Raw genomic sequence first — 24708 nt, 5'->3', positions numbered from 1 at the left:
CCCTAACCGACGGGGATTCCCTGGGTCGCCCCAGGGGGTTCCTGTTTCACCGACGACCGCCCCGTCCGAGAGGAGGACTCCCGGTGAGGTCTTACACCGCCTCCACAGGCAATCACGGAGAGCCCCTCCGCGAGGATGTTGCGGGCCGCGTTGACGTCCCGGTCGTGGGTCCGCCCGCACCGGCAGGTCCACGACCGGACCGTCAACGGCATCCGGTCAGCCAGCGCACCACAGGCGGAGCACAGCCGGGTCGACGGGAACCAGCGGTCCACGACCACCAGGTCCCGGCCGAACCAGTCCGCCTTGTACCCCAACATGGTGCGGAACTGCCGCCAGCCCGCATCCGAGATGGCGCGGGCCAGACTGTGATTGGCCATCATGTTGCGGACGGTCAGGTCCTCGATCACGATCGTTTGGGTTTCACGAACGAGCCGAGTGGTGAGTTTGTGCAGGTGGTCGCGGCGGCGGTCGGCGATCCGGGCATGAACCCGGGCCACCGCCAGTCGGGCCTTGGCCCGGTTCGCCGAACCTCGGGCCTTACGGGCGAGGTTCCCCTGGGCACGGACCAGGGCGGCCCGGTCGCGGCGTTCGTGCCCCGGGTTGGGGACCTTCTCCCCGGTCGACAGGGTGAACAGGCTGTCGAGTCCGGCGTCGACCCCCACCACAGCAGTGGTGGCCGGGGCCTGCTCGATCCGGTCGTCGCAGAGCAGGGACACGAACCAACGGCCCGCCGCGTCCTGCGACACCGTCACCGTCGACGGCGCCACACCAGCAGGCAACGGCCGCGACCACACGATGTCCAACGGATCAGACATCTTCGCCAAGGTCAGCCGGCCGTCGCGCCAGCAGAACGCGCTCGCGGTGTACTCCGCCGACCGCCGCGACCGCTTCCTCGACTTGAACGACGGATACCGGGCCCGTTTCGCCCAGAAGTTGGTGAACGCGACCTGCAGATGCCGCAGCGCCTGCTGCAGAGGGACGCAGGAGACGTCGTTGAGGAACGCGAACTCGTCGGTCTTCTTCCACCCGGTCAGCATCGCCGACGTGGCGTGGTAGGTGACCCGCTCCCGACCCAGGGTCCACGCCTGCCCGGGGGTCGGGTGGAAGCGGTACCTGAACGCCCGCTTCACGGTCCTGGACACAGTCCACAGTCCAACAATCCGACCGGTGAGCCTTGCGGTGGCGTGTGGACGGACGCCGATCCGCCCTGGCGGCGGATCGGCTATCCCTGCCCTGCTCCGCAGGGGTTCCGTTTCCTCTCCGGCCTGCAGGCCGGAGTATCCACGGAAGGACTCTGATGACGCAGGCCGACGCCCCAGCGACCACCGTGGTGCTCGCCGACGACGAGGCGCTGCTGCGCAAGGCGATGGCCGCGCTGCTGCCGCTCGAAGGCGACATCACCGTGCTCGCCGAGGCCGCCGACGGCGCGTCGGCCGTCGCCGCGACCCTCCAGCACCGGCCCGACGTCCTCGTCATCGACCTGGAGATGCCCGGCGTGGACGGGCTCGGCGCCGTCGCCCAGATCCGGCAGACCCGGCCCGAACAGGTCATCCTGATGCTGACCCGGCACGCCCGACCAGGTGTGCTCCGGAAGGCGCTCCGGCTCGGCGTCCAGGGCTTCGTCAGCAAGTCGGCGGAGCCAGCGCACATCGCCTCGGTCATCGCCACGTTGCACGCGGGCAAGCGGTGGGTCGACCCGGACGTCTCGGCGCTCGCCGTCATCGACGACTGCCCACTCACCGATCGGGAGGTCGACGTGCTGCGGGCGACCGGCGACGGCTACTCGGTGGCCGACATCGCCGTCCGGCTCCACCTCGCCGAGGGCACCGTCCGAAACTATCTGTCCAACGCGATGCAGAAGACCCAGACCCGGACCCGGCACGACGCCGCCCGCTACGCCCGCGAACACGACTGGCTCTGAAAATCCGGCGGTACGCCGTGCGCCGGCGCGGCGTCCGTCGTCAGTCGCGCAGTCAGTCGCGGTGCTGCAGCCGGTGCAGTGCGGCGGCGGCGACCAGGCCGTACGCCAGGTGCGGCACGATGTCCGACGCCCAGTCGGCAGCGCTCCACTGCCGCGGGTCCGACACCTTGAGCAGGGTCATCGGCGCGTCCGAGCCAGCCATCGCCAACGCCGCGAGCAGCCCGGTGGCCGCCCAGACCGGGGCCCGGCGGGGGCCGGCCACCGCGTACAACGCGGCGGCCCCGAGCCCGGTCGCGTAGCCGAGCAGCGGCCCCAGCCCGGCCCGCCGGTTGCTGGCGGTCTGCTCGTCACCGAGGTCGACGTGCAACGTTTCGGCGAGCCGGCCGACGCTGCGCTCCGGCGTACTGCTCGCCGGCCGGGCCCGCCCGGCCATGTCGAGGTAGGTGACCATGTTGAGGGCGCTGGTGCCGGCGGCACCGGCCAGCAACCCGCTCCAGATTCGCCGCATGTCGGCGCGCGTACCCGATGCTTGCGCGAGCTAACCCGGCACCACCACATCCGCCGGGCCGGCTAGCCGGCCCGGTCACGGCTGTACCGGCAGACACCAACTGCACCGTCGGACCACTGCGGTAGCACAGGCTTGGCTTCGTTGCCGTGGCGGGACGCCCGCCGTACCGTTGCGGTGGCAGGTGATCTGAATGAATGCCGAAGGTACGGGAGCCGGTCGATCCGGTGTGACCCACCTGGACGAGCCGCACGCCGGCGGGATCTCCACCCGGTTGAACTGGTTGCGAGCCGGGGTGCTGGGTGCCAACGACGGCATCGTGTCGACGGCGGGTCTCGTCGTCGGCGTGGCCGGCGCGACGGTCGCCACCGGACCGGTCCTGACCGCCGGGGTCGCGGGGGTGGCGGCGGGCGCCGTCTCCATGGCCCTGGGCGAGTACGTGTCGGTCAGCAGCCAACGTGACTCCGAACGGGCGCTGCTGGCGAAGGAGCGCATGGAGCTCGAACGCTTCCCCGAGCAGGAGCTGGACGAGCTGACCACGCTGTACGTCGCGAAGGGCCTGACCGCCGGGACCGCACGGCTGGTGGCGGAGGAACTGACCGCGAAGGACGCCTTCGCCGCGCACGCCGACGTCGAGTTGCGGATCGACCCGGAGTCGTTGACCAACCCCTGGCACGCGGCTGCCGCCTCGGCGATCGCCTTCACCCTCGGGTCGCTGCTGCCGCTCGTCGCGATCCTGCTGCCGCCGCCCGACGCGAGGGTTCCCGTGACGTTCGTCGTCGTGCTGCTCACGCTCGCGGCGACGGGTGCGGTGAGCGCGCGGCTGGGCTCGGCCCGCCTGGGTCGGGCGGTCGTCCGACTCGTGGCCGGCGGTGCCCTGGCCATGGCCGTCACCTTCGCCATCGGGCAGCTGGTTGGCGCGACGGTGCTCTGAGCGGACCAGTCAACCGCTGGAGCCGGCGCTACGCAGCGGAAGCCGGATGGTGAAGGTGCTGCCGTGGCCGGATCGCGACGCCACGTCAGCGGTACCGCCATGAGCCGCAACGAGTTCGCGGACCACCGCGAGGCCGATTCCGGCGCCGACCGCAGACCGGCTGTTGCGGCCGCGTCGGAAGCGGTCGAACACGTACGGCAGGTCAGCGGGATCGATGCCAGGTCCGGTGTCGGTGACGCGGATCCGCGCCTGCTGGCCGACGGTGTCCACTCCGATGTGTACGTGGTCGCCGGGTCGGCAGTACCGGGCGGCGTTGGTCAGCAGATTGGTCACGGCCTGGTGCAGCCGGTCGGGATCGGCGTCCACCACGACCCGGGAGCCGATGTCACGGTGGATGTGCAGGCCGGCGCTGCGCAGCCGGGACTCCTGGCCGGTGAGCGCAGCGGTGACGACGTCGGCGAGATCGACCTCGGTGCGGCGCAACGACAGCGCCGCGGACTCGGCCGCTGACAGCTCGGCGAGATCTTCCACCACCCGTCCCAGCCGCAGGCTCTGGTCGTGCAGGCTGGCCAACCGGACCGGGTCCGGCTCGGCCAGGCCGTCGCGGAGCTCCTCCAGGCCGGCCTGCAGGCAGGCCAACGGGGTACGGAGTTCATGGGCGACGTCGGCGGACAGTTGCCGGCGCAGCTGCTCCGCCTGCGTCACCTGATCGGCCATCGCGTCGACGGCGCTGGCGAGCTCGCCGAACTCGCCGGGTGCACGCAGCCGGGCGCGTACGGCCCGGTCGCCGCGTGCGAAGGCACGGGCGGCCCGGGTGACCGCGACCAGTGGCACGCTGAGCCGGCGGGCGACGTACCAGCTCACGGCCAGGGCGAGCAGCAGCGCGGCAGCGGCAGCGACGGCGACCCACTGCCAGGCGACCGCGCGTCCGCCAGCGACAGATGTATGGCCGAAGCGAAGCTCGACGGTCCCCACGTTCTGCCCGGCGACCCGGACGGTGGCGGTCGCCCCGAAGCTGGTGGTGTCGTGGGCACCCCGCCCGGGGCCGGCGCCGACGGGAGCCCGGCCGGGCCACACCATCGCGCCGGTGGCGTCCCGGACCACCAGCTGGGCACCGGCCGCCTCGGCGACGGCCTGTGCGGCGGTCAGATCGGCACCGGCCCAGCCGCCGGTGGCGGAGTAGCCGTCGGCGGCCGCGTCCGCCGTACGCGCGGCGACCGCCGCACGGTTGGCGCGTTCGGCGGTGGCCAGCCCACGGTCGGTGCCGATGAGCGCCGCGATGGTCAGGATGAGGACCGAGGAGAGGGCCACCGTGGCGAAGGCGGCGAGCAACCGCCGGCCGAGCGGGCCGAAGACAGCGGTCGGATCACCGGTCACGGCCGAGGACCAGCCGGTATCCGACGCCCAGCACGGTCGCGATGACCTCGCCAGGGTCGGTGGCGAGCTTGCGGCGCAAATTCTTCACATGCGAGTCGATGGTCCGTTCGTATCCAGCGAACTCGTAGCCCCGGACCCGGTTGACCAGCTCGTAACGGGAGAAGACCCGGCCGGGCGCGGCGGCCATGGTGGTCAACAGTCCCCATTCGGTCGGGGTCAGCTCCAGCAGCCGGCCGGCCAGCCATGCCTCGTGCCGGGCCTCGTCGATACGGAGCCGGCCGTGCCCGTAGGAGGCCGGGCCCGGCTCGGTGGCACCACCGCGTAGGCGGTGCAGGACGGCCTGCACCCGGAGGACGAGTTCCGTGGGGCTGAACGGCTTGGTGACGTAGTCGTCGGCACCGTGCCGCAGCCCCCGGATCCGGTCCTCCACTGCGTTGCGGGCGGTCAGGACGATGGTCGGCACACCGCCGGTGCCACGGGCCGCCGCGAGCACGTCGAGGCCGTCGATGTCGGGCAGTCCCAGATCGAGTACGACGAGGTCGATGCCGCCCTCGTCGAGCAGGCGGACGGCTTCGGCTCCGGAGTGGGTGGTGTGGACCGTCAAGCCGGCCCGCTCCAGGTAGCGACGCAACAGCTCGCGGATCTCCCGATCGTCCTCGACGACAAGCACCGTGCCGGCCATGGTCTCATCCCATCGTGGGCGGGCGGGTGGGCGGCAGAGCCGGCCGGCCCGTCGGCACCCGCCGTACGGCACCTCGGCTGACGCCGTACGGCACCTGGGCTGACGCCGTACGGCACCTGGGCTGACGCCGTACGGCACCTGGGCTGACGCCGGTCCGGCCGCAGCCACGGTCGGTGGGCCCGCACCGTACGGGCGCGGGCCCACCGACCGGTCCCGTGCGCAGCTACCGGGTCGCCCAGGTGGTGAACGCGGTCAAATGGTGCTGCGAAGCGGCCAGCAGGTGCCGGTACACCTGGGCCACGTCAGCCGCGTCGAGCCCGGTGAGGGCCTGCTGCAGGCTGGCGATGTCGGCCTGCTCGACCTGCTGCCCGACGCCGAACGCCGCGCTCTGACTGGCCGAGCCTTCGGCAAGCAGCCGGTCGTAGGTCGCCTGCACGGCCGGGTCGGAGAACTGGCCGGCCGGCCGGTCCGCGGTGGGGTCACCGATCCCGTAGCGGGCCAGCAGGGTACGCACCGCTTCGAGGTGCTGGTCCTCGGCGGCGGCGATGCGGTCGAAGACCACCGCCGGGTACGTGTCGGCGAACGCCCGGTACAGGTCACCGGCGAGCTTCTCCTCCTGCGCCATGCTGGCGAGGGTGGTCTTCTGCTGCTCACTCAACGTGCCTGACGGCACGCTCGCCGACGGCGACAGGCAGCTGCCGTCACGCAGGGCCGACCCCATGCCGTTGCCGGCGGCGGTCCCCATGCCGTTGCCGGCCGTTCCCTGGCCCGTCCCGAACCACGATGTGCTCGCTGTCGGCCTGCCGAACGGTCCAGCGCCGGCAATCGCCGGCGCGGTCACCGTCACCGCTCCGACGGTCAGGACGCCACCGGCCACCAGCGCTGTCGCCAGCCGAGTCTTCCTGTTCATGACTCCTCCTCCGTTCGCGTCGGTCACCAACACGTTCACCGTCGCTCGCCGCGGTGCACGTGCTGTGGTGCCCATGTGCAGAACGTGTGGAGACTTCACGTGTCGTCGATGCCGTCACCGAGCAGATCCGGATGGCCTGCGGGTGAGCGCAGTGCCTCCCGTCGAGGCAGGCCACCACGCAATGCGGTGAGGCCGATGCCCAGCCAGATGAGGTCGAGCGCGGTCGACGGCCATGCCTGGTGAAACGCGCCGTTGACTGCGAGCCCGCCGGCACCCGCGAGATCGAGCAGGTGGTACCGCATCCCCACAGCGAGCCGTCCGCTGGAAAGTCGGGCGTAGGCGAGCAGAAGTCAGGCTGCGCCGACCCAGCCAACGGCGTCGGTGACAGGCATCGCCATTACTGCGGCACGACGGCGTAGGCCCGCACTGGGAACGTACCGAAGCCGCGTACCCGTGGTGGTGCCGCATGGAGGCGGGCCCCGGTGTTGGGGAGGTCGGTCAGGCCGGTGAGGTGTTCGAGCATCGGCACACCCGCGTCGAGCAGGATCGAGTGGGCCGGTCGCTGCCCGCCGCTGTACATGTCATCGATGTTGACGCTGTCGATGCCGACGAGCCGGGCCCGGCGTCGGCAAGCATCGCGGCAGTATCGCGCCATTCCGGGCAATGACACATGCACGGAGGTGACCGCCCGAAAAGTATGGGAATCGCCCGTTCAGCCGGGTCGCCAGGGTGGAGACACGGAACTCCGGCGGAAGTGGTCCTCCTACAGATCACGTCCCCCCGGAGTTCCGTGCGCACTTCGCGGGTAGGCGCCTGCGCTGCTCAGACTTGGTTGAGGCCGCCGTCGACGTAGAGGCTGGAGCCAGTGATGAAGCTGCTCTGGGCGCTGGCGAGGAAGGCTACGGCAGCGGCGATCTCCTCCGGGCGCCCTAGCCGACCCAGCGGCACCTGACCAGCCAGGTGTTGCCGGAAGCCGGCGGCCTGCTCAGGGTCGGCGGCGAGCCCGGAAAGACCTGGGGTGTCGGTCGGGCCGGGCGTGATCGTATTGACTCGGATACCACGTCCCTTGAGCTCGTTGGCCCACGTCCGGGCGAACGATCGGGTCGCCGCCTTGGACGCCGCGTAGACACCGAACGCCTCCACTCCGACGTCCACGTTGGTAGAGCCGTTCAAGATCACCGAGGCGCCGTCGTTGAGCAACGGCAGGGCCTTCTGCACGGTGAACAGGGTGCCCCGGACGTTGATGCCGAAGATGGTGTCGAAGTGCTCCTCGGTGATCTGCTCGAGCGGCACGATTTCAGCGATGGAGGCGTTGGCGAACAGTACGTCCAGGCCCCGTCCCCGGCTACGGACCGTCTCGTAGAGCCGGTCGAGGTCGGCCAGGTTCGCGATGTCGCCGATCACTGCGGTGCTCATCGCCGGGCCGATCGCTTCGACGGCCGCGTCGAGTTCGGTCTTCCGCCGGCCGGTGATGAACACGTGTGCGCCCTCAGCAGCAAAGCGTACGGCGCTGGCCAGGCCGATGCCGGTGCTGCCGCCGGTGACCAGAGCGGTCTTGCCTTCAAGTAGTCCCACGTGAGAAACCCCTTCTACTTCTGCAGCGATCGCTACAGAACCAGGAGGCTAGCACTTCTGCAGCGATCGCTGCAAAAGCGGTAGGCTGGGAGGGTGGGGGAGCGACAGACCGGCCCGATCGGCCGGCCGCGGGGATTCGACGCCGACGCGGCACTCGATCGCGCGGTGCTGGTCTTCTGGGAGCACGGCTACGAGGGGGCCAACCTGGCCACCCTGACCAAGGCGATGGGCATCTCCACCACCAGCCTGTACGCGGCCTTCGGCAACAAGGAGGAGCTGTTCCGCAAGGCGCTGGAGCGCTACACCGAGGGGCCGGGCGGCTACCTGTCCCGGGCATTGGCGGAGCCAACCGCGCTCGGCGTCGCCACCGCGATCCTGGCCGGCACCGTTCGCACCACCACGCGCCCCGCCCACCCCCACGGCTGCCTGGGCGTACAGGGTGCCCTGGCCACCGGCGACCCCGGGCAGCCAGCCCGTGACCTGCTCGCCGCCTGGCGCAACAACGGCTGCACCGCCGTCCGGGAACGGTTCCAGCGCGCAGTCGACGAAGGCGAACTGCCTCCGGAGACCGATGCTGGGCTACTGGCCCGCTACGTCACGACCCTGGCGTTCGGTATCGCGGTCCAGGCCGCGAGCGGGATCGGCCGCGACGAACTCCAGGCGATGGCCGACGCCGCCCTGCGCAACTGGCCGCTCAGCTGAGGCGGGTGGCGAGGGCGTCGAGGTCGTCGACGAACCAGACCTGCCGGCCCCGGTTCGACTCGACGACCAGGTCACGCAGGGCCGTACTGCCGGCCGTGTGCTCCGTGATGTCGCCGACCACGACCAGCCGCAGCCGGTAGTTGACGAACTTCTGCATGATGCCGCCGGCGACCCCGCTGCGCAGGGCGAAGAAGCGTTCGTCCAGCCGCCCGACCGGGACGGCGACGATCTCGGCACCGGCGAAGGCCGCACCGATGACGTCGAGGGCGTCCTGCTCGCTGGCGATGGGCGGCCCGTCGGCGGCGCAGACCAGCACCGGTACGCCGGCCACCTCGACGATCTCGTCAGCCATCCTCCCCTGCCCCTTCAGCAGTGCTCGAGTGGAACATGCCGCTGCCCGGTCTCGTCATCAGGTCGATGGTGGACAGGATCGCCGCGACGTCAGCCGGGCCGCCGAAGACGACGATCTTCAGCCGGGCGCGCGCCGGGTCGTACCCGGTCTGCAGCCGCAGCGGCGGCTCGGCCGACGCCCCGCTGCCGCTCTCCGCCCCGGCGACAAGCAGGGTGCCGAGCCGGTCGGCGTCGCCCGCGTCGACACCGTCGAGGTCGACGACGGCCGACACCTCGACAACCGGGCGGTCCGGAGCGGTCACATTCGGTGATCGACCGGTGAAGGCATCCAGGTCGGCCGCCGCGATCCGGTACTGCTTCCCGATCCGTACGGCCGGCAGCCGTCCGTCACGGATGTAACCACGCACCGTACGCACGTGCAGGTCAAGGCGCTCCGCGACCTGCTCAACGGACAGCCACTGCTTACTCATTGTTCCCTATCATGGCCTCAATACATGCTGACAGGGAAGTATAGCGGGCACTGGCTGTGCCGCCAGTTTCGCCGCCCCCGTCGCCGCCGGTCACCTCGATTTGTCGCACCGGTTCGATACAACTTCTCGCGTACGGATCACCCGATCCGCAGCGGAGCCGTCGCCGGTGACGGCGGGTGACCGCTGCGGTCGACATGCCTGGAGGGCAACTCAGTGGATGCGGACGACGCCGCGGTCGAGCGGCGCAGCACGGCGCGGGTGGTGCCCGCCACACGACCCCGCAAACTGACGAAGGTGCCCTTCGTCGAGATGGCCGACGGTCGCCTGCAGGGCGTCGTGTCCAGCGGATCGGACATCGGGCGCGTCTACGTGTCGTCGATCGCCGCCGGCACGCACGAGCTCAGCTGCAGCACCAACAACAACCGGCCCTGCGGCGGCCTGCACGGCGCGGCCTGCAACCACATCGTCCTGCTCGCCGAGGAGGCGATCGTGCAGTACGGCGCCGAACCCGTACTCCGCTTCCTCCGGATGGAGATCGACGGCGAGGTCACGATGGGCCACCAGATCGTCTGGAGCCTGGACCGCTACGTCAAGACCGCCGCAGAGTCACCGGCGGCCGCCGTGTTCAGCCGGTTCCTGCGCCACCTGTCCTACCTGGAGCTGCCCGGCAGCGCCGAGCCGCTGCCCGAGCTGCACTGGTTCCCGGCCGGGGCGGTGGCTGCCTGATGCGCGGCGCACAGCTCGCCGACCTGACCGGCGGCGTACCGGCCGGGGTGCCGCAGGCGTGGGACGTCGTCGACGGCTTCGACCGCGCCCTGGTCGCCGGGCTGAGCCGGCTCGGCCCGGAGCAGACAGCCGCGCTGACCGAGGTGGCCGGCGCCCTCGCCGCGACGCCGCTCGGTGCCGCCGTCGCCGAAGCTGTCGACAAGGTGGCGGCCGGTTCCGTCGGCGACGAGCAGTTGCTACGGCTCGCCGGTGCCCGTACGGCGATCGTCGGTGCCGTCCACGACGCGCTGCGCGACCAGCTCGACGCCGCACTCGGCCGGCCCCGGGCCGACTGGCCGGTGCCGACCGCCGCCACCGGTGCGGTCGACGGCCGGCTGCTCGCCGCCCGCTCCTGGCTGGCCGAACTCGTCATCACCGGTTGGCGCAACGTCGACCACGACATCGTGTCGACCAGCCAGCAGGCGCTGCACGCACTGCTGGCCGAGCCGACGCTGCGCCGCTGCGCGGTGCTGCTCGACGGGTTCGCCGCCGAGCTGGCCTACGCCAGCCCGGTCGCCACCCTGGACCGGCTGCCGGTGCGCCGGTGGGCCGACCTGTGGACCCGGAGCATGCTGCTGACCAGCCCGCCGGATGCGCCGACCGCACCGGAGCCGGTCTCCGGCCGGCTGCTGCCGCTCGGCGTCGACGTACACGAGCACGGCACCGCCGTGGCGCTCCAGGTGCACGCCCTGCTCGAGACCGGCGGCGAGTCGCCGCGGCTGGTCCGGGTCACCGTCTCGGCAGCCAAGGTCGACACCATCGTCGGCCCGGTGCTCTGGCAGCTGTTCAGCGACCATCCGGTGCTGCTGGCCGCGCTCGCCGGCCGGCTCAGCCTCGACGTCACCGACCTGCTCCTGCACCCCAGCGGTGACCTCGTGTGGCGCGACGAGCAGGCCCGGCCCGGCGAGCCGGCCGATCCGTTCGCCGTGGCCCGGGTGCAGCTCGGTGAGGCCCTGGCACCGGCCGTACCGCCGTTGGACCGGCATCCGGCCACGATCGCCGAGCCGGTGCTGCTGGAGGGCTACACGGTCGACACCGACGGCGGCCTGACCTTCGACGTCGACGGGGCCCGGATCGCGGTCGCCGCCGACCGGCTGCCGGCCTGCGGCCCGCTCACCGTCGACCTGGTCGCCGCCTCGACGGCCTGCCTCGGGCTGCTGCGCTGGGAAGCCGGTGCCGGCGACCTCGACGGCGGCGGCTGGTCGGTGCAGCCGATCGGCGTACAGGCCACGGTGAAACGCAAGAAGGTCGCCGTCCACACCGGCGACTGGGCGCAGGGCCCGACCGACCCGAAGGTGGCCAAGGCGGTGGCCCGCTCCGGCGACCCGATCGCCGTGCTCCGCGAACGGGCGGGACGGTTGCTGCGGAAATGACCACTGACATCAGGAACCATCACGAGAACCGCCGGCAGGTGCTCTACTGGCGGCTGCTGGCCCGGCTGTTCGACGGGCAGGAGCAGGCTGCTCTGGAGCGGGCCAGCGTGTCGATCGTCGACGACATCGGGTTGCCGGCCGCCGTACTCGACCCGTCGGTCTCCATCGACACGGTCGTGCAGCGGTTCCCGGAGCTGGCCGAGGAGCTTCCGGGACTGCTCGCACCGCCGGCCGAGGACGACACTGCCGACACCGACACCGACGCCGACACCGACACCGGCCAGGTCGGTGCCGACGAGGTACGGCGGGCCGCGCTGGCCTCCAAGCTGCTGCTCAACATCTTCGCCACCGGCAGCGGCGACGTCTCCGCGACCCAGTTGGCCTGCTGGCAGTCCGACGCCGGCTGGTACCAGCAGGCCTGCGGTGTGCAGCCGGGCCGCCGCGACGGGCTGCTCGGCACCATCGAGGCCGACCTGGTCCGCCGGATGCGGCTGCGGGAGGTGCTGGCCGACCCGGCGCTGGCCCGTCAGCTCACCCCGAGCATGTCGCTGATCGAGCAGCTGCTGCGGGACAAGTCGAACCTGTCCGGGGTGGCGTTGGCCAACGCCAAGGCGCTGATCCGGCGCTTCGTCGACGAGGTCGCCGAGGTGCTCAAGACCCAGGTGCAGCAGACCAGCGTCGGCACCATCGACCGGTCGATCCCGCCGAAGCGGGTGTTCCGCAACCTGGACCTGGACCGCACCATCTGGAAGAACCTGCCGAACTGGAGCCCGAGCGACGAGCGGCTCTACGTCGACCGGCTGTTCTACAAGCAGACCGCGAAGCGGACCACTCCGGCCCGCATGATCGTCGTGGTCGACCAGTCGGGCTCGATGGTCGACGCCATGGTCAACTGCACCATCCTGGCCTCGATCTTCGCCGGTCTGCCCAAGGTGGACGTGCATCTGGTCGCGTACGACACCCGGGCGCTGGACCTGACGCCGTGGGTGCACGACCCGTTCGAGGTGCTGCTGCGTACCCAGCTCGGTGGCGGCACCGACGGCATGGCTGCACTGGAGCTGGCCCGACCCAAGATCGTCGACCCGCGCAACACCGTGCTGGTGTGGATCTCCGACTTCTACGAGTGGAAGTCGCAGGAGGTCTTCGACGGGCTGCAGTCGGTGCACCGCAGCGGCGCCAAGCTGATCCCGGTCGGCTCGGTCTCCAGCGGCGGCCAGCAGAGCGTCAACCCGTGGTTCCGCCAACGGCTCAAGGACCAGGGCACCCCGGTGCTGTCCGGGCACGTCCGCAAGCTCGTCGTCGAGCTCAAGAACTTCCTCACCTGATCCCCCTTTCCGCTCGCCGTACGAACACCGCTCGCCGTACGAACACCGCTCGCCGTACGAGCACCTTCGACTAGGAGAAACCGCACCATGACCGCAGAGATGCTGCGCGCCCCCGCCGAGATCAAGTACGCCGAGGAGCTCGACTGGCTCGAGTCGATCGACGACGGCCCGAAGCCGTTCAGCTGGCGGCTCAGCCCGAAGATGGTGCGCACCTTCATCCTGGGCTCCGAGCCGGCCGACGGCCTCGACCGGCAGATCCCGCAGAAGTGGTTCGGTGACCGCAGCTTCGTCGAACGCAGCATCGTCACCCTCGCCTCCGACCGTGGCCTGCTGCTGATCGGCGACCCGGGCACCGGCAAGAGCTGGCTGGCCGAGTTGCTGGCCGCCGCGATCAGCCGCAACTCGACCCTGGTCGTGCAGGGCACCGCCGGCACCACCGAGGACCACATCAAGTACTCGTGGAACGTCTCGATGGTCATCGCCAAGGGCCAGTCCCGGCAGTCGATGATCCCGTCGCCGATCATGACGGCGATGGAGCAGGGCGTGATCGGCCGGTTCGAGGAGCTGACCCGCTCCACCAGCGACGTCCAGGACGCGCTGATCTCGATCCTGTCCGAGAAGTACGTCTCCATCCCGGAGCTGGACTCGGACAACATCGTCTTCGCCCAGCCCGGCTTCTCGATCATCGCGACCGCCAACAGCCGCGACCGGGGCGTCAACGACCTGTCGTCGGCGTTGAAGCGACGGTTCAACTTCGTCCGGATCCCGGTGGTGACCAACAAGCGCAGCGAGGCGGAGATCGTCCGGTTCCGGACCACCGAACTGCTGCGCCGCCACCAGATCGACCTGGAGGTGCCGCCGACCCTGCTGGACGTGCTGCTGCAGAGCTTCGCCGACCTGCGTACCGCCGCCGCGTCGGCGACCAGCGACGACGAGAAGTTGGAGTCGGCGCTGTCCACCGCCGAGCAGATCGGGGTGCTGGAGGACGCGATCCTGCACAGCCAGTTCTTCGGCGACCGGACCCTGCGCGCCGAGACCCTGGCCAGCTCGATGGTCGGCTCGCTGGCCCGGCGCAGCCCGGAGGACCTGGCGATCCTGAACAAGTTCTGGCACGGGGTGATCGAGCCGCGCAGCAAGGCCGACGGCGGCGAGTGGCCGGCGTTCCTCGAAGGCGGCCGCCAGAGCATCGCGACCCTGTCATGAGCGCGTCGTCGGACGGTCGGTTCGGGGCGTTGCGGGAGCAGTTGGCGGACGCCGCGACGGCGTTCGCCGACAGCCCGGACGCGCTGACCGGCATCCTCGCCGGCATGGTCGACGACGTCGACCGGGCGCTCGCCGAGGAGCTGGAGATCTTCCCGGTCTGTCACCATTCGCCGTCCTCGGCGTTGGCGATGGTCCGCCGGCTGCGCGAGAAACAGCCCAAGGTGATCTACCTGGAGCTCTGCGAGGACCTGCAGCCGCTGCTGACCGAGCTGCGCAACTGCGAACTGCCGGTGGCGTTGCAGGCGTTTGCCAGCGACCTGGCCGGCTTCCCGGCCGGGTCCGGCCCGCTGAGTGTGATCGCCCCGATCACCGAGGCGTCGGCCGAGTACCAGGCGATCGCGTACGCCCTGGAGACGCCGGGGGTGGAGCTGCTGCTGGTCGACCGCTCCGCCGACCATGTGTTCCAGTGGCAGTCGCCGCCCGACGAGGACGCGCCGGCGGCCACCACGACGGACCCCGACGACGCGGGTGACCCGACCCAGGCGGACGAGAAGGCGCTGCACGGTGACGCCGTCGGGCTGGAGATCGGCGACCTGCGGCCCGGATTCGCCGAGCTGGAGGCGTACCTGCTGCACCACGGCAAGGTGCGGCACTGGTCGGAGTGGTGGGACCAGTACGTCGAACAGCCGCTGATCGGCGCCGACCATGACACGTACCGGCAGGTCATGGTCATGATCGGTAGCCTGTTCCGGCGGCTACGGCCGACCGACGCCGCCCGCGCCGACCGCGACGAGGACCGGGAACGATTCATGTGGACCCGGATGCGCGAGCACCTGGCCGCGTCCGGTGCCGACCCGGCCGACTGCCTGTACGTCTGCGGCGCGGCCCACGCCGCCAGCCGGGTGGAGCAGTTCGGCGTCCACTCCGACGCCCCGTTCGAGATCACCGCGCGGACCGCCACCGTCTGGCGGTACGGGCTGATCCCGTCCAGCCATTCGGCGATCGAGGCACAGTTCGGGCTGGCCGGTGGAGCGGTGTCGATCGCCGCCGCCACCTGGCAGAAGGCGCTGACCGCCGGCCGGGTCACCCCGTACCGGCTGGCCGGGCAGGCCGGTGGCCGCAAGCGGGCGGCCCGCAAGCCGAAGGCCGCCGCGCCGACCGCTACCGGTACGGCGACCGCCGGTGACCGGCTCAGCGGCTTCCTGGCCACCCCGGCCCGCCCCGGTGAGCTCGACGAGGCCGAGCTGCTGGGCTGGTCGGTCGACATCGTCCGGCTGGCCCGGCGCAACGGCTACCTGGCCAGCACGGCCGACGCGATCGCCGTGGTCGAGACGTCGGTGTTGCTGGCCGAGATGCGTAACCGCCGCCGGCCGACGCCGTACGACTTCGCCGACGCGGCCGTCACCTGCATCGAGAAGGACGTGGTGCCGGGCCGGCGTGACGTCCGCCGGCTCTGCGAGATCATGTTCGGCGGCGACCGGCTGGGCCGGGTCGGCTACGACGCGTTGCCACCGTTGGCCCGCGACGTGCACGACCGGTTGGCGCCGCTCGGCCTCGATCTGCAGAAACGTACGGTCCAGCGGGCATTGCTGGACCTGCAGGGTGAGCCGCAGCTGCAACCCTGCTCGGATCTGCTGTGGACGCTGCGCCGGCTGCTGCCACCGGAGGCGGTCCGCCCGATCATGGGCGAGCGTCGACTCGGTGAACGGTCCGTGCAGGAGAGCTGGGACGTCGCGATCGGTCGCCACCAGCGGTCGATCATCGAGCTCGGCTACGAGGGCGTCACCATCGAGCAGGTGCTGGAGCAGCGGCTGCGCAAGGCCGCCTGGGATCCGCAGGCCACGGCGGCGAAGGCCCTCGCCGCCGTGGAGGACTCCCTGCTGTACCTGACCAACCGGCGGTTCACCGACGAGCTCGGGGCCCGCGCGGTGCAGCTGCTCGCCGCCGAACGTACCGTCGACGACGCCCCGGAGGTGCTGCACCGGATCCGCCGGCTGCTGGTCTACTACCGCACCAGCGGTACGGCCGAGTTGCCGGCCTGGTGTCAGGCGTTCGTCACCACCGGGTACGCCCACTACTGCACCCTGCTGCCGACGGCGTTCGTCGACGACGAGACCGGGCTGCGTCAGGTGGCCGCGATGCTGGGCTTCCTGATGAGCATGGAGAGCCTGGCGATGGCGCTCGGCTGCGACCGGGCCCAGCTGGAGCTGGCGGTACGCCAGTCCCATCCGCAGGCCCCGGCGAAGGTGGCGTTGCTCTGGGCGGCGCAGTCCCAGCTCGGTCAGCTGCCGTTGGCGCAGCTGCGGGAGCGCTGCACGCAACTGCTGGCCAGTCCGCTGACCGTCGGCGCGTTCCCGCACTACCTGAGCGGGTTCGTGCAGGCGTTGGAGCCGGTGCCGACGTTGGCGCCGTTCGTGGTGGAGGTGCTGTCGACGGCGTTCGGGAAGCTGCCCGACCGGGTGCTGCTGCCGTGGTTGCCGACGTTGCTGACCACGCTGCGCGAGCAGGCCGGCGAGTTGCTGCCGGTGCTGGTACGCGAGGCTGGTCGGACGTTCCCGGCGGCGCTGCCGGCGGTGGACGCCTGGACGCCACCGTGGGCGGACCCGGCGACACCGCCGCCGGGTCCGGCCGAAGCGCAACCCGTCCGGTACGCGATGACCGGACCGGTGCCGCAGCTGCTGGCCGGTTTCCCGCTGGCAACGGTCGCGGTGGCGGACCTGTTCGACTGCGCGGTCGCGCCGCCCACCGGTGACGGGTCGACCGGCGACCAGGCGACCGGCGACCAGGCGACCGGCGGGCAGCCGACCGGCGGGCAGCACCGGGTCGAGCTGGTCGCCCTGCTCGAGGCCCACCCGGTGCCGGCCGGCGCGGCGGCCATCCTGCTCGGGGTGGGCTGACGCCACACCGGCCACAGCTCACCTCAGGTACGGCCCCGGTGACCCCGCACCTGCCAGGTGCGGGGTCACCGGGCGGGTCCGGCACGCAACGCGCCGACGCCCCGGCTTGGGCCCACCCGGAACTCCGCGACATGCTAGGTTTGCGGCGTTGCAGTTGATTTCCTCATGCCGCATGCCTGACCGCAGGTGGCAGCAGCCGGGCGTTTGGCAGTTCCTGCCGCTCTCTCCGGATGGAGATTGATGAGTGCGGCAGAACAGGGGTCCGCACGTCGCGGACCCGTCACCGGCAAGGAGCAGACATGGCAACCGGCACCGTGAAGTGGTTCAACGCTGACAAGGGTTTCGGCTTCATCACCCAGGACAGCGGAGAGGCCGACGTCTTCGCCCACTTCACCGCTATCGCGTCCAGCGGATTCCGCACCCTCGAAGAGAACCAGCGGGTGGAGTTCGACGTCGAGCAGGGGCAGAAGGGCCTGCAGGCGGCCAACATCCGGGTGATCTGAGGTTGTCCCCGTCCCTTGGGACGCGGCCGTCGACGGCGTCGTCGTCCCAGGGCGGGCCTTCCCCTGACCCCCTGCAACGGCAACTCTTCCACGATGCCGCCGGCACCGACACCGGCGGCGCGGACCAGCTCCGGCTGACCAGTGTGCCGCTCGCGGCCGAGATCCGGCTCTTCCTCGCCGACGATCCGACGCTGCTGTGGGCCCGGCTGGAAGCCGCTGCCGGCCACCGGCTACCGCCGCCGTACTGGGCCTCGGCCTGGGCGGGTGGCCAGGCACTGGCCCGCTACCTGCTCGACCACCGCGAGGTGGCCGCCGGGCGGCGGGTCCTCGATCTCGCCTCCGGGTCCGGTCTGGTCGCCATCGCGGCGGCCATGGCCGGTGCCGCGACGGTCACCGCGAACGACATCGACCCGTACGCCGCGACCGCGATCGCGCTCAACGCCGTGGTCAACGACGTCGTGCTCACCACCACGGTCGACGATCTGCTCGACGGCACCGTCACCGAGGTGGACCTGGTGCTGGTCGGCGACGCGCTGTACAACGCCGAACTCGCCACCCGGGTGCTGCCGTTCCTCGACCGGCTCGCCGACCGTGGCGTGCACGTGCTGGTGGGTGATCCGGGCCGCGGTCACGGTGGACTCGACCGGCTCGCCCCGGTCGTCAGCTACCGGATCGCCACCGGCGCCGCCGAGGACTCGTTGATCGACCGTACCCAGGTGCTGACCCTCCTGCCGCGTCACTGATCCTGACGGCCCGGCGGTGCCATTCCGGCGTCGCGGGCCAGCAGCGCCGCCTGCACGCGGTCGCTCACCCCGAGCTTGGCGAACACAGTCGACACCTGGTTGCGTACCGTCTTGTCGCTGACCCCGAACCGACGGGCGATCTGCGCGTTGCCCTCACCTGCGGCGATGTGCCGCAGGATCTCCCGTTCCCGCGCGGTGAGCTGGTCCAACGGCGGCGGCAACCGCGTCGCCGACGCCGCCGACCGGCCTGCCGGGTCGGCCAGGCCGGCCAGCCGGACCCCCGGGCCGAGCACCAGCCCACCGGCGGCGACGGTACGCAGCGCGTCGACCACCACGTCCGGGTCGGTGTCCTTGAGCAGGTAACCCCGGGCTCCGATCTGCAGCGCCCGGGCGACCAGCGCGTCGTCGTCGGCCATGGTCAGCATCAGCACCGCCGTACCTGGTCGGTGCCGCAGGATCCGCGCGGCGGCCTGCACCCCGTCACCGTCGGGCAGGGCGATGTCCATCGCGACCACGGTGACCTGCTCGTGGGCGACCGTGGCGAGCGCGTCGGCGCAGGACGCCGCTTCCAGCACCTGCGCCACCCACGGCTCACCGTCGAGCATCGCCCGCAGCCCCCGGCGGACCACCGGATGGTCGTCCACGATCAACACCCGGGCCAGGTCCGGCCCGTCCGGCACAGCGTCGTCCACGTGGCATCCCATCAGATATCGTGCGGCACCGGCAGGGTCACCCGGACCACCGTCCCGCCGGCTGGCCCGTCGCCGATCTCGCAGCCGCCGCCCAGCTCGGCGGCCCGCTGCCGGATCGACTCCAGCCCGACCCCGCCGGCCCGGGGCCGGGCCGCGCCGACTCCGTCGTCGACGACCTCGACCCGCAACACGCCGCCGTCGCGGCCGACCCGGACCTCGCACCGGCCGGCGCCGGCGTGCCGGGCCACGTTCGACAGGGACTCGGTGACGATCCGGTACGCCGCCACCTCCACTGCCGCCGGCAACCGGCTCAGCTCGTCGTCGACGCACAGCCGTACCCGCAGGTTCGGGCCGTCGAAGCGCTGACATTCGGCCCGCAGCGCCGACGCCAGCCCCTGGTCGAGCGCCGCCGGTCGGAGCTGGTCGACCAGCCGGCGCACCTCGGCCGTACCGGACCGCAGGTCACCGGCGAGCCCGTCGAGGATCGCCGCCAGGCGCGGCGTACCGGACGCCAGTCTGCTGGCCGCCCGTACCTGCATGGACATGCCGGCGAAGGTCGGACCGAGACCGTCGTGCAGGTCCCGGCGCAGCCGGCGGCGTTCCTCCTCGCGGGCCAGGACCAGCCGTTCGCGGGAGTCCCGCAGGTCGCGGATCAGCCCGGCGGTCGCCACCGCCACTGCCGCGTGCCGGGCCACGTCGCCCAGCAGCCGGTGCTCCACCGGGGTGAACCGGTCACCGGGACGCCGGTGCGCCACCACCAGCTGGCCCACCCGTTCGCCGTGGTTGACCATGTCGAAGCGTTCGACCGACCCGGTCGGCTGGCCGTGCACCGCCTCGGTCAGGTCGGTGCCGGCCGGCTCGTCGACTTCGACGGCGACGTACGGCACCTGCAGCGAGCGGGCGATGGTACCGGTCAACAACGCCGGTACGGCGTGTGGCTGCACGGTGTCGGCCAGCAGCTCGCCGAGCCGGGTCAACACCCCGTACGGGTCGTCCCGCTCGCCGTACAGCAGCCGGTTGACCCCGCGCTGCACCCGTTGCCGCAGCGGTTCGAAGGTCACCGCGATCAGCCCGGTGGCGGCCAGCGACGCCGTCGAGGTGTCCCCGGCGAGCAGCACGTCGCGCAGCAGCGCGACGACGGCGACGAACCCGGCGATCACCAGCAGGCTCATCACCGTCCACACCAGCGCCCGGTTGATCACCTGTTCCAGCTGGTAGAGCCGGTAGCGCAACACCGCCAGGGTCAGCCCGGCGGGGATGGCGACGACCATCAGCACCCAGGCACCGGTCAGGTTCAGCCCGTCGAGTACCAGACCGAGCAGGAACACCGCGCCGGCGACCAGCAGGCAGGCCAGCTGCTGGCGGGTCACCCCGACGGCCCGCCCCCACCGCACGGCCAGCGAGGCCAGTACCGCCGTCACCGCCAGCAACTGCCCGGCGATCGCCAGCAGCGCCATCCGTACCAGCAGCTGCGACCGGCCGGTCGCGGCGGTCTCGCCACGCAGCAGGAGGTCGAACGGTGCGTCGATGGCGGCGACCGCGAACGCCACGGTGACCATCGCGCCGCCGCCGGCCAGCACGCCGGCGACGACCCACCACCGCCGGCCCGGCAGCCGTCCGTCGGGGAACAGCAGCAGGGCGAGAAAGACCAGGGTGTACGGGGGCCACCACAGCCACTGTGCCGTCCAGGCCGCCGGCAGCCACGACGACCAGCTCAACGCGACCAGTTCGACGGTGGCCAGCGCGCCGGCCGCGAGCATCAGCCGCCCGACGGGGTGGCCGGGGACCCCGGCGAGCACCAGTGCGCCGAGTGCGGTGAACGCCGCCGCGACGGCGGCCGTCACCGCGCCGGGGCCGATCAGGGCCGCGTCCCGCTGGAGCAGCAGTCCGGCCACGGTGAGCACCGCGACGGCGGCCGTCGCTCCGGCGGTCAGCCAGCGGCGACGGCCGGGGCGACGGCCGGCCGGCCGCAGGACCGCGGGGGTACCGCCGTCGGCCGGGCCGCCGTCGCCGGTCAGTGCGTCGCCCATCCGGCGGCGTGCATCGCGTTGTGCAGGAAGTTGCCCCGGTTGCCGTGCTGATGCCACGGCATCAGGTCGATGTCGTCGGTCAGGCTGGCACCGAGCTGCGGCAGGGTCGCCACCGCCTCGGCGACGCTGAGCCGGGCCTGGGCCGCCACCTCCGGGTGGCGCAGCAGGAACCCTTCGACGTGGTCGCGGACGGCCTGCAGCCGCTGCTGCACGGCGGCCGGGTCGACCGGTCCGCCGGCCGGGGCCAGCCCGGTCAGCTGCCACTGCGCGTCGAAGATCGGCGCGAGTCGGCGGCCGGTGGTGTCGAAGAACTCGACGGCGCCGCCGAACTTGTCGCCGTCGGCCGGCTCCGCCAGCAGCTCCGCCAGGTCGGCGTAGGTGTGCGCGAAGGTGTCGTCGGCGGCGATCAGCAGGATCCGGCCGTCCGGTCCGGCGCCACTGTCCAGAGTCATCGGATGCTCCTCGTCAAGATCGTATGTCGATTGTGCTGGGCCGGGGTGGGTCGGGACGCCCCCCGGTCGTCCCGACCCACCCCGGCCGGTCAGACCGTCAGTGCAGGTTCGCGTCGACCGCCCGGGTGTGGTCGACCAACGCCCGTACCTTCGGCAGGCCTTCGACGTGGCTGCCGGCGGCGATCCGGCCCGACCAGTACGCGTACCGGTCGGCGAGCAGCCCGACCCGGATGCCGCCGACACTGAACAGGCAGCCGGCGATCGCGTCCCGTGGCCGCTCGGGCGTCTCGGTCAGCGGGCAGGCGCTGCCGTACTGCGGCTGATCCTTGCGTGGGTCGAACCCGGACATGTCTCCGGCGCACGGGTCCCACACCTGTCCCTGCACGCACTCGTCGTAGTTGCCCAGCGCGTGCCGGAAGGCGTTGGAGAAGTGCTGGTTGGGTGCCTGGCTGGTGTCGGTGCGGGGCCGGGTCCAGTCGCTGGGCAGCGCCCGGGTGCCGAACAGCATGCCGTTCATCGCGTCGTCGGACTCCAGCGCGGTGGCCCAACCCAGCTCCGAGTACGCCTGCAGCATCCGGACGGCCGTGGTGACCTCACGGCCGCGTTCCCAGAGGATCCGCGAGTTGTCCCAGCTGTGTCCGCCGGCCGGCGGGGTGACGCCGCTGCCGTCGACCAGCACCCGGTAGAAGTAGCGCTGCCGGCCGGCGAGCATGGCGGCGGCCTTGGCGCGGGCGGTGGCGGTCGCGGCGGCGACCGGAGCGACCGGCGCCGTCTCGAAGCCCGGCCGGTAGCTGGCGTTCCACAGCTGGTTGAGGTAATACACCTCGTCCCGGCAGTAGCCGCTGGGCTCCGGGGACCGCACGTCCCACGAGCAGTAGACACCGACCGGGAAGACCCGGGTCGCGGTCTGCGCCACCTGCCAGTCACCGCCGTGCCATTTGACCCGCGACCGTACGGTGACCTGCAGGTCGCCACTGGTGGTGTGGAACCGGGGGCCTTCGTTCTCGACGATGTTGACGTACTTCGCCTCGTAGCAGGTGTGGAACTGGGGCCGCTGCGCGGTCGGCAGGCCGTGGTCGGCCAGGTGGTACGCGTTGGGCAGGGTGGCCCGCAGCAGCGTCGCCGGTACGGACCTGGCGCCCTGGGTGCCGGAGCAGGACGACATCGTCGACACCTCCGGGATGCGGGCCGCGACTGCCTGGTCGGCGGTGCCCCACAGGTCGTACTGCGGCAGCGGCACGTCGTGGCCGTTCCACCTCACCGCCGCCTCGATCTCCTTCACCTGCTCGGCCCAGCCGGTCAGGGCGTCGCGGTAGTTCTGGACCAGTGTGTCGAACAGCTCGTTGGTGGCACCGTCGTCGCCGGGGGCGCTGAACCGCCGTACCAGGTCGTTGATGTCCTCCCCGGTCTCGGCGACCTCGTCCGCGCGGGCACTGTGCACCCGGGCGGCGTACTGCGGGTTCTCCAGTTGCAGGATGTTGTAGGTCCGCGCGGCGGTGCTCCACGCCGCCGGGTTGGCCACCCGCTCGTTGGGCCAGCTCTGGTCGAGCTGGTCGGCGGCCCAGCTGGTCAGGTAGTTGATCGCTCCCTCGGGCAGGTAGGTGTCGAGCACCGGGATCGGGTCGGTCAGGCTGGTGCCGGCCGGCGCGGTGTACGTCCCCTCGCCCAGGGCGTCGACGGTGGCGAACCGGAACGTCGGAGATTCGGCCTTCGGGTAGTAGATCGTGTCGTAGTCCGGGATCGGCACCCCGGCGATCTCCTTGTGGTGCACGTACGTGGTGATCACCGTGTTCAGCTCGGTCTTCGCGATGTTCTGCAGGGCGACGTGGACCGCCAGCGCCAGCGAGTCGACCTTGCGTTCGACGACCTGCAGCTGAGTGGCGATGTGGCCGATCCGGGCGCGGACCTCCGCGACCGAGCGGGTCAGCTCGGTCAGCATGCCGACCAGGTCGGTGTACATCGTGTTGAGTGCGGTCTCGATCCGGTCGAACCGCTGGGTCATCCCCGTCGCGAGCTGGTTGATCTGCTGCCGTAGCTTGGCGATCTCGCCGAGGATGAGGGCGTTGGGGTCGGGGCCGCCGCCGGTGAAGAGGGTGACCAGGCTCATCGCCGCGCCGAGCAGGTTGCCGGTGAGCACCGCGGTGCCCATCGCGGTCGCCGCCGCCGTCAACCCCTGCCCGAGCACCGTCGTCAGGTACGAGTTGATCGCGGTGACCGAGGTGACCACCGCCTTGCCGATGGTCTGCAGCTGCTTGCCGAAGCGCGGGTCGACGAAACCCATCAGGGTGGACAGCACGTTGACCGTCTCACCGAGACCCTCGAAGATCTTCTTGTTGCTCTCGGTCTTGATCCGTTCGGCCTCGCGGGTGGCGGCGTCCGGCTTCGGATCCTGGTTGAGCACGTACGTGGTGGAGTAGGCGACCACCTCGGTGATCCGGGTGTTGCCGTCGGCGTGCAGCACCGTCAGCGCCCGGGTGGCCTGCTGTTCGACCAACGCCTGGTACGTGTCGGCGGCACCGCTCGCGGCCCGCAGCGCCGCCATCGGTACGTAGTGGCCGAGTGTGCCGGGGTTGCCGGACCTCGGTGGGTGCACCTGGACGGCCAGCAGTGTCGACTCGTCGGCCCGCACCCCGGTGCCGGTGCGCGCGGCGAACGCCGCGTCCCAGCCGGCGGCCAGGGCGTCGTCGGTGGCCGCCCGCTGGTGCAGGGTCCGCCAGGTCGTGCCGGCGACGGCGCGGACCTGGGTGTTCCAGGCGGCGTCCTGGTAGCCGCCCCGGATCAGGTCCAGCGCGTTCTGCACCACGTTGGCGCCTTCGGTGCCGACGGTGCTGGTCAGGAACGCCCGGACCGCCGGGCCGTCCATCGTGGCCGGGCTGCCCGGTGCGGCCAGCTTGGCCAGCACCGCCGAGGCCAACGCGAACCGGGTCTGCTGGTCGCCCCGACCGTCCGGTACGGCCTGGTCGGCCAGGGCCCGGACGGTCGCCGCGTGTGCGGCCACGTCGCCGCTGCTGGCGGCCGGGTTGGCCGCCCGCCAGTCCAGCAACTCGGCGGTGACCAGGGCGTTCTTCAGCCCGGCGGTGTCCGGGCCGGTCAACGCGACGGCGGCGGCGAACAGTGCCGCCTGTGCCTGGCTCTCGTCGAATGCCACCGGGTCCGCCGCCCGTACCGGTGTCTGTTGCGCCGTCACCACCATCAGCCCGGCGAGGACGGCGGCGACGCCGCGCCCCCACCGACCGGCGCCGGGCCGTCCGGGCCCGCGCGGTCTCTGTCTGGTACGCACCACATGCTCCTTCGGCCA

General features: G+C 71.7%; 23 protein-coding genes and 1 pseudogene. 10 read left to right on the top strand and 14 right to left on the bottom strand.

The window, feature by feature from the left end:
- Window positions 1-2: 2 nt before the first annotated feature.
- Window positions 3-1142 carry a transposase gene (locus O7623_RS21955; RefSeq protein WP_282224897.1) on the bottom strand — a complete coding sequence of 380 codons (1140 nt, stop codon included), beginning with the start codon at window positions 1140-1142 and terminating at the stop codon, window positions 3-5.
- Between the two features lie 155 nt (window positions 1143-1297).
- On the opposite strand from O7623_RS21955, the gene O7623_RS21950 reads away from it, so the two are divergent.
- Window positions 1298-1921 (top strand): response regulator transcription factor, encoded by a 624-nt coding sequence (locus O7623_RS21950; RefSeq protein ID WP_282224896.1) that lies wholly within the window; start codon window positions 1298-1300, stop codon window positions 1919-1921.
- Window positions 1922-1973: 52 nt separating this feature from the next.
- On the opposite strand, the gene O7623_RS21945 is transcribed toward O7623_RS21950, so the two are convergent.
- Entirely contained in the window at window positions 1974-2429 is a 456-nt protein-coding gene (locus tag O7623_RS21945; RefSeq protein WP_282224895.1) for a hypothetical protein, read from the bottom strand.
- Window positions 2430-2619: 190 nt separating this feature from the next.
- On the opposite strand from O7623_RS21945, the gene O7623_RS21940 reads away from it, so the two are divergent.
- The gene (locus O7623_RS21940; protein ID WP_282224894.1) at window positions 2620-3360 is read left to right on the top strand and encodes a VIT family protein; all 741 of its coding nucleotides are present in this window, start codon (window positions 2620-2622) and stop codon (window positions 3358-3360) included.
- Between the two features lie 9 nt (window positions 3361-3369).
- On the opposite strand, the gene O7623_RS21935 is transcribed toward O7623_RS21940, so the two are convergent.
- The 6 genes and pseudogenes from O7623_RS21935 to O7623_RS21910 form a co-directional block, all read right to left on the bottom strand.
- The gene (locus O7623_RS21935; RefSeq protein WP_282224893.1) at window positions 3370-4737 is read right to left on the bottom strand and encodes a HAMP domain-containing sensor histidine kinase; all 1368 of its coding nucleotides are present in this window, start codon (window positions 4735-4737) and stop codon (window positions 3370-3372) included.
- On the bottom strand, window positions 4727-5419 hold the full coding sequence (locus tag O7623_RS21930) for a response regulator transcription factor (RefSeq protein WP_282224892.1): 693 nt from the start codon (window positions 5417-5419) through the stop codon (window positions 4727-4729). The genes O7623_RS21935 and O7623_RS21930 overlap by 11 nt, the downstream gene beginning before the upstream one ends.
- Window positions 5420-5642: 223 nt before the next feature.
- Window positions 5643-6329 carry a DUF2202 domain-containing protein gene (locus O7623_RS21925; RefSeq protein WP_282224891.1) on the bottom strand — a complete coding sequence of 229 codons (687 nt, stop codon included), beginning with the start codon at window positions 6327-6329 and terminating at the stop codon, window positions 5643-5645.
- A gap of 95 nt (window positions 6330-6424) precedes the next feature.
- Window positions 6425-6631, bottom strand: a complete 207-nt coding sequence (locus tag O7623_RS21920) for a hypothetical protein (RefSeq protein ID WP_282224890.1) — start codon at window positions 6629-6631, stop codon at window positions 6425-6427.
- A gap of 95 nt (window positions 6632-6726) precedes the next feature.
- A pseudogene (locus tag O7623_RS21915) lies at window positions 6727-6948 on the bottom strand (cyclase family protein); the annotation flags it as partial.
- A gap of 203 nt (window positions 6949-7151) precedes the next feature.
- Window positions 7152-7904 (bottom strand): SDR family oxidoreductase, encoded by a 753-nt coding sequence (locus O7623_RS21910; protein ID WP_282224889.1) that lies wholly within the window; start codon window positions 7902-7904, stop codon window positions 7152-7154.
- Window positions 7905-7997: 93 nt separating this feature from the next.
- Between O7623_RS21910 and O7623_RS21905 the strand changes: the two genes are divergently transcribed.
- On the top strand, window positions 7998-8606 hold the full coding sequence (locus O7623_RS21905; protein ID WP_282224888.1) for a TetR/AcrR family transcriptional regulator: 609 nt from the start codon (window positions 7998-8000) through the stop codon (window positions 8604-8606).
- On the opposite strand, the gene O7623_RS21900 is transcribed toward O7623_RS21905, so the two are convergent.
- Both O7623_RS21900 and O7623_RS21895 read right to left on the bottom strand, forming a co-directional pair.
- Window positions 8599-8958, bottom strand: a complete 360-nt coding sequence (locus tag O7623_RS21900; protein WP_282224887.1) for a DUF4180 domain-containing protein — start codon at window positions 8956-8958, stop codon at window positions 8599-8601. The genes O7623_RS21905 and O7623_RS21900 overlap by 8 nt on opposite strands.
- Window positions 8951-9427 (bottom strand): helix-turn-helix domain-containing protein, encoded by a 477-nt coding sequence (locus O7623_RS21895; RefSeq protein WP_282224886.1) that lies wholly within the window; start codon window positions 9425-9427, stop codon window positions 8951-8953. The genes O7623_RS21900 and O7623_RS21895 overlap by 8 nt, the downstream gene beginning before the upstream one ends.
- Before the next feature lie 309 nt (window positions 9428-9736).
- Here O7623_RS21895 and O7623_RS21890 point away from each other — a divergent pair, with 309 nt between their 5' ends.
- From O7623_RS21890 to O7623_RS21860, 7 genes are all read left to right on the top strand, one after another.
- Window positions 9737-10153: a hypothetical protein gene (locus tag O7623_RS21890; RefSeq protein WP_282229508.1), complete on the top strand. Its 417-nt coding sequence runs from the start codon at window positions 9737-9739 to the stop codon at window positions 10151-10153.
- Window positions 10153-11565, top strand: coding sequence for a hypothetical protein (locus O7623_RS21885; RefSeq protein WP_282224885.1), 1413 nt, complete (start codon window positions 10153-10155; stop codon window positions 11563-11565). The genes O7623_RS21890 and O7623_RS21885 overlap by 1 nt, the downstream gene beginning before the upstream one ends.
- Window positions 11562-12890: a VWA domain-containing protein gene (locus O7623_RS21880; protein WP_282224884.1), complete on the top strand. Its 1329-nt coding sequence runs from the start codon at window positions 11562-11564 to the stop codon at window positions 12888-12890. Before O7623_RS21885 ends, O7623_RS21880 begins: the two co-directional genes overlap by 4 nt.
- 87 nt (window positions 12891-12977) lie before the next feature.
- Window positions 12978-14093: an AAA family ATPase gene (locus O7623_RS21875; RefSeq protein ID WP_282224883.1), complete on the top strand. Its 1116-nt coding sequence runs from the start codon at window positions 12978-12980 to the stop codon at window positions 14091-14093.
- Window positions 14090-16990: a DUF5682 family protein gene (locus O7623_RS21870; RefSeq protein ID WP_282224882.1), complete on the top strand. Its 2901-nt coding sequence runs from the start codon at window positions 14090-14092 to the stop codon at window positions 16988-16990. Before O7623_RS21875 ends, O7623_RS21870 begins: the two co-directional genes overlap by 4 nt.
- A 299-nt stretch (window positions 16991-17289) precedes the next feature.
- Window positions 17290-17493: a cold-shock protein gene (locus tag O7623_RS21865; protein WP_282224881.1), complete on the top strand. Its 204-nt coding sequence runs from the start codon at window positions 17290-17292 to the stop codon at window positions 17491-17493.
- 71 nt (window positions 17494-17564) lie between these two features.
- A complete protein-coding gene (locus O7623_RS21860; RefSeq protein WP_348775168.1) occupies window positions 17565-18236 on the top strand; it encodes a 50S ribosomal protein L11 methyltransferase in 672 nt (223 codons plus the stop codon).
- Here the strand turns inward: O7623_RS21860 and O7623_RS21855 are convergent.
- From O7623_RS21855 to O7623_RS21840, 4 genes are all read right to left on the bottom strand, one after another.
- Complete coding sequence (locus O7623_RS21855) at window positions 18230-18928, bottom strand: response regulator transcription factor (protein ID WP_282224879.1); 699 nt, start codon at window positions 18926-18928, stop codon at window positions 18230-18232. The genes O7623_RS21860 and O7623_RS21855 overlap by 7 nt on opposite strands.
- Before the next feature lie 11 nt (window positions 18929-18939).
- Complete coding sequence (locus O7623_RS21850) at window positions 18940-20958, bottom strand: sensor histidine kinase (RefSeq protein WP_282224878.1); 2019 nt, start codon at window positions 20956-20958, stop codon at window positions 18940-18942.
- Complete coding sequence (locus tag O7623_RS21845) at window positions 20943-21410, bottom strand: hypothetical protein (protein ID WP_282224877.1); 468 nt, start codon at window positions 21408-21410, stop codon at window positions 20943-20945. The genes O7623_RS21850 and O7623_RS21845 overlap by 16 nt, the downstream gene beginning before the upstream one ends.
- 97 nt (window positions 21411-21507) lie before the next feature.
- The gene (locus O7623_RS21840) at window positions 21508-24690 is read right to left on the bottom strand and encodes a hypothetical protein (RefSeq protein ID WP_282224876.1); all 3183 of its coding nucleotides are present in this window, start codon (window positions 24688-24690) and stop codon (window positions 21508-21510) included.
- Window positions 24691-24708 lie beyond the last annotated feature (18 nt).

Origin of the sequence: Solwaraspora sp. WMMD791, assembly GCF_029581195.1 — a bacterium.
In the GTDB taxonomy this organism is placed as follows: Bacteria; Actinomycetota; Actinomycetes; order Mycobacteriales; family Micromonosporaceae; genus Micromonospora_E.
This window is presented reverse-complemented; position numbering and strand designations above follow the sequence as displayed.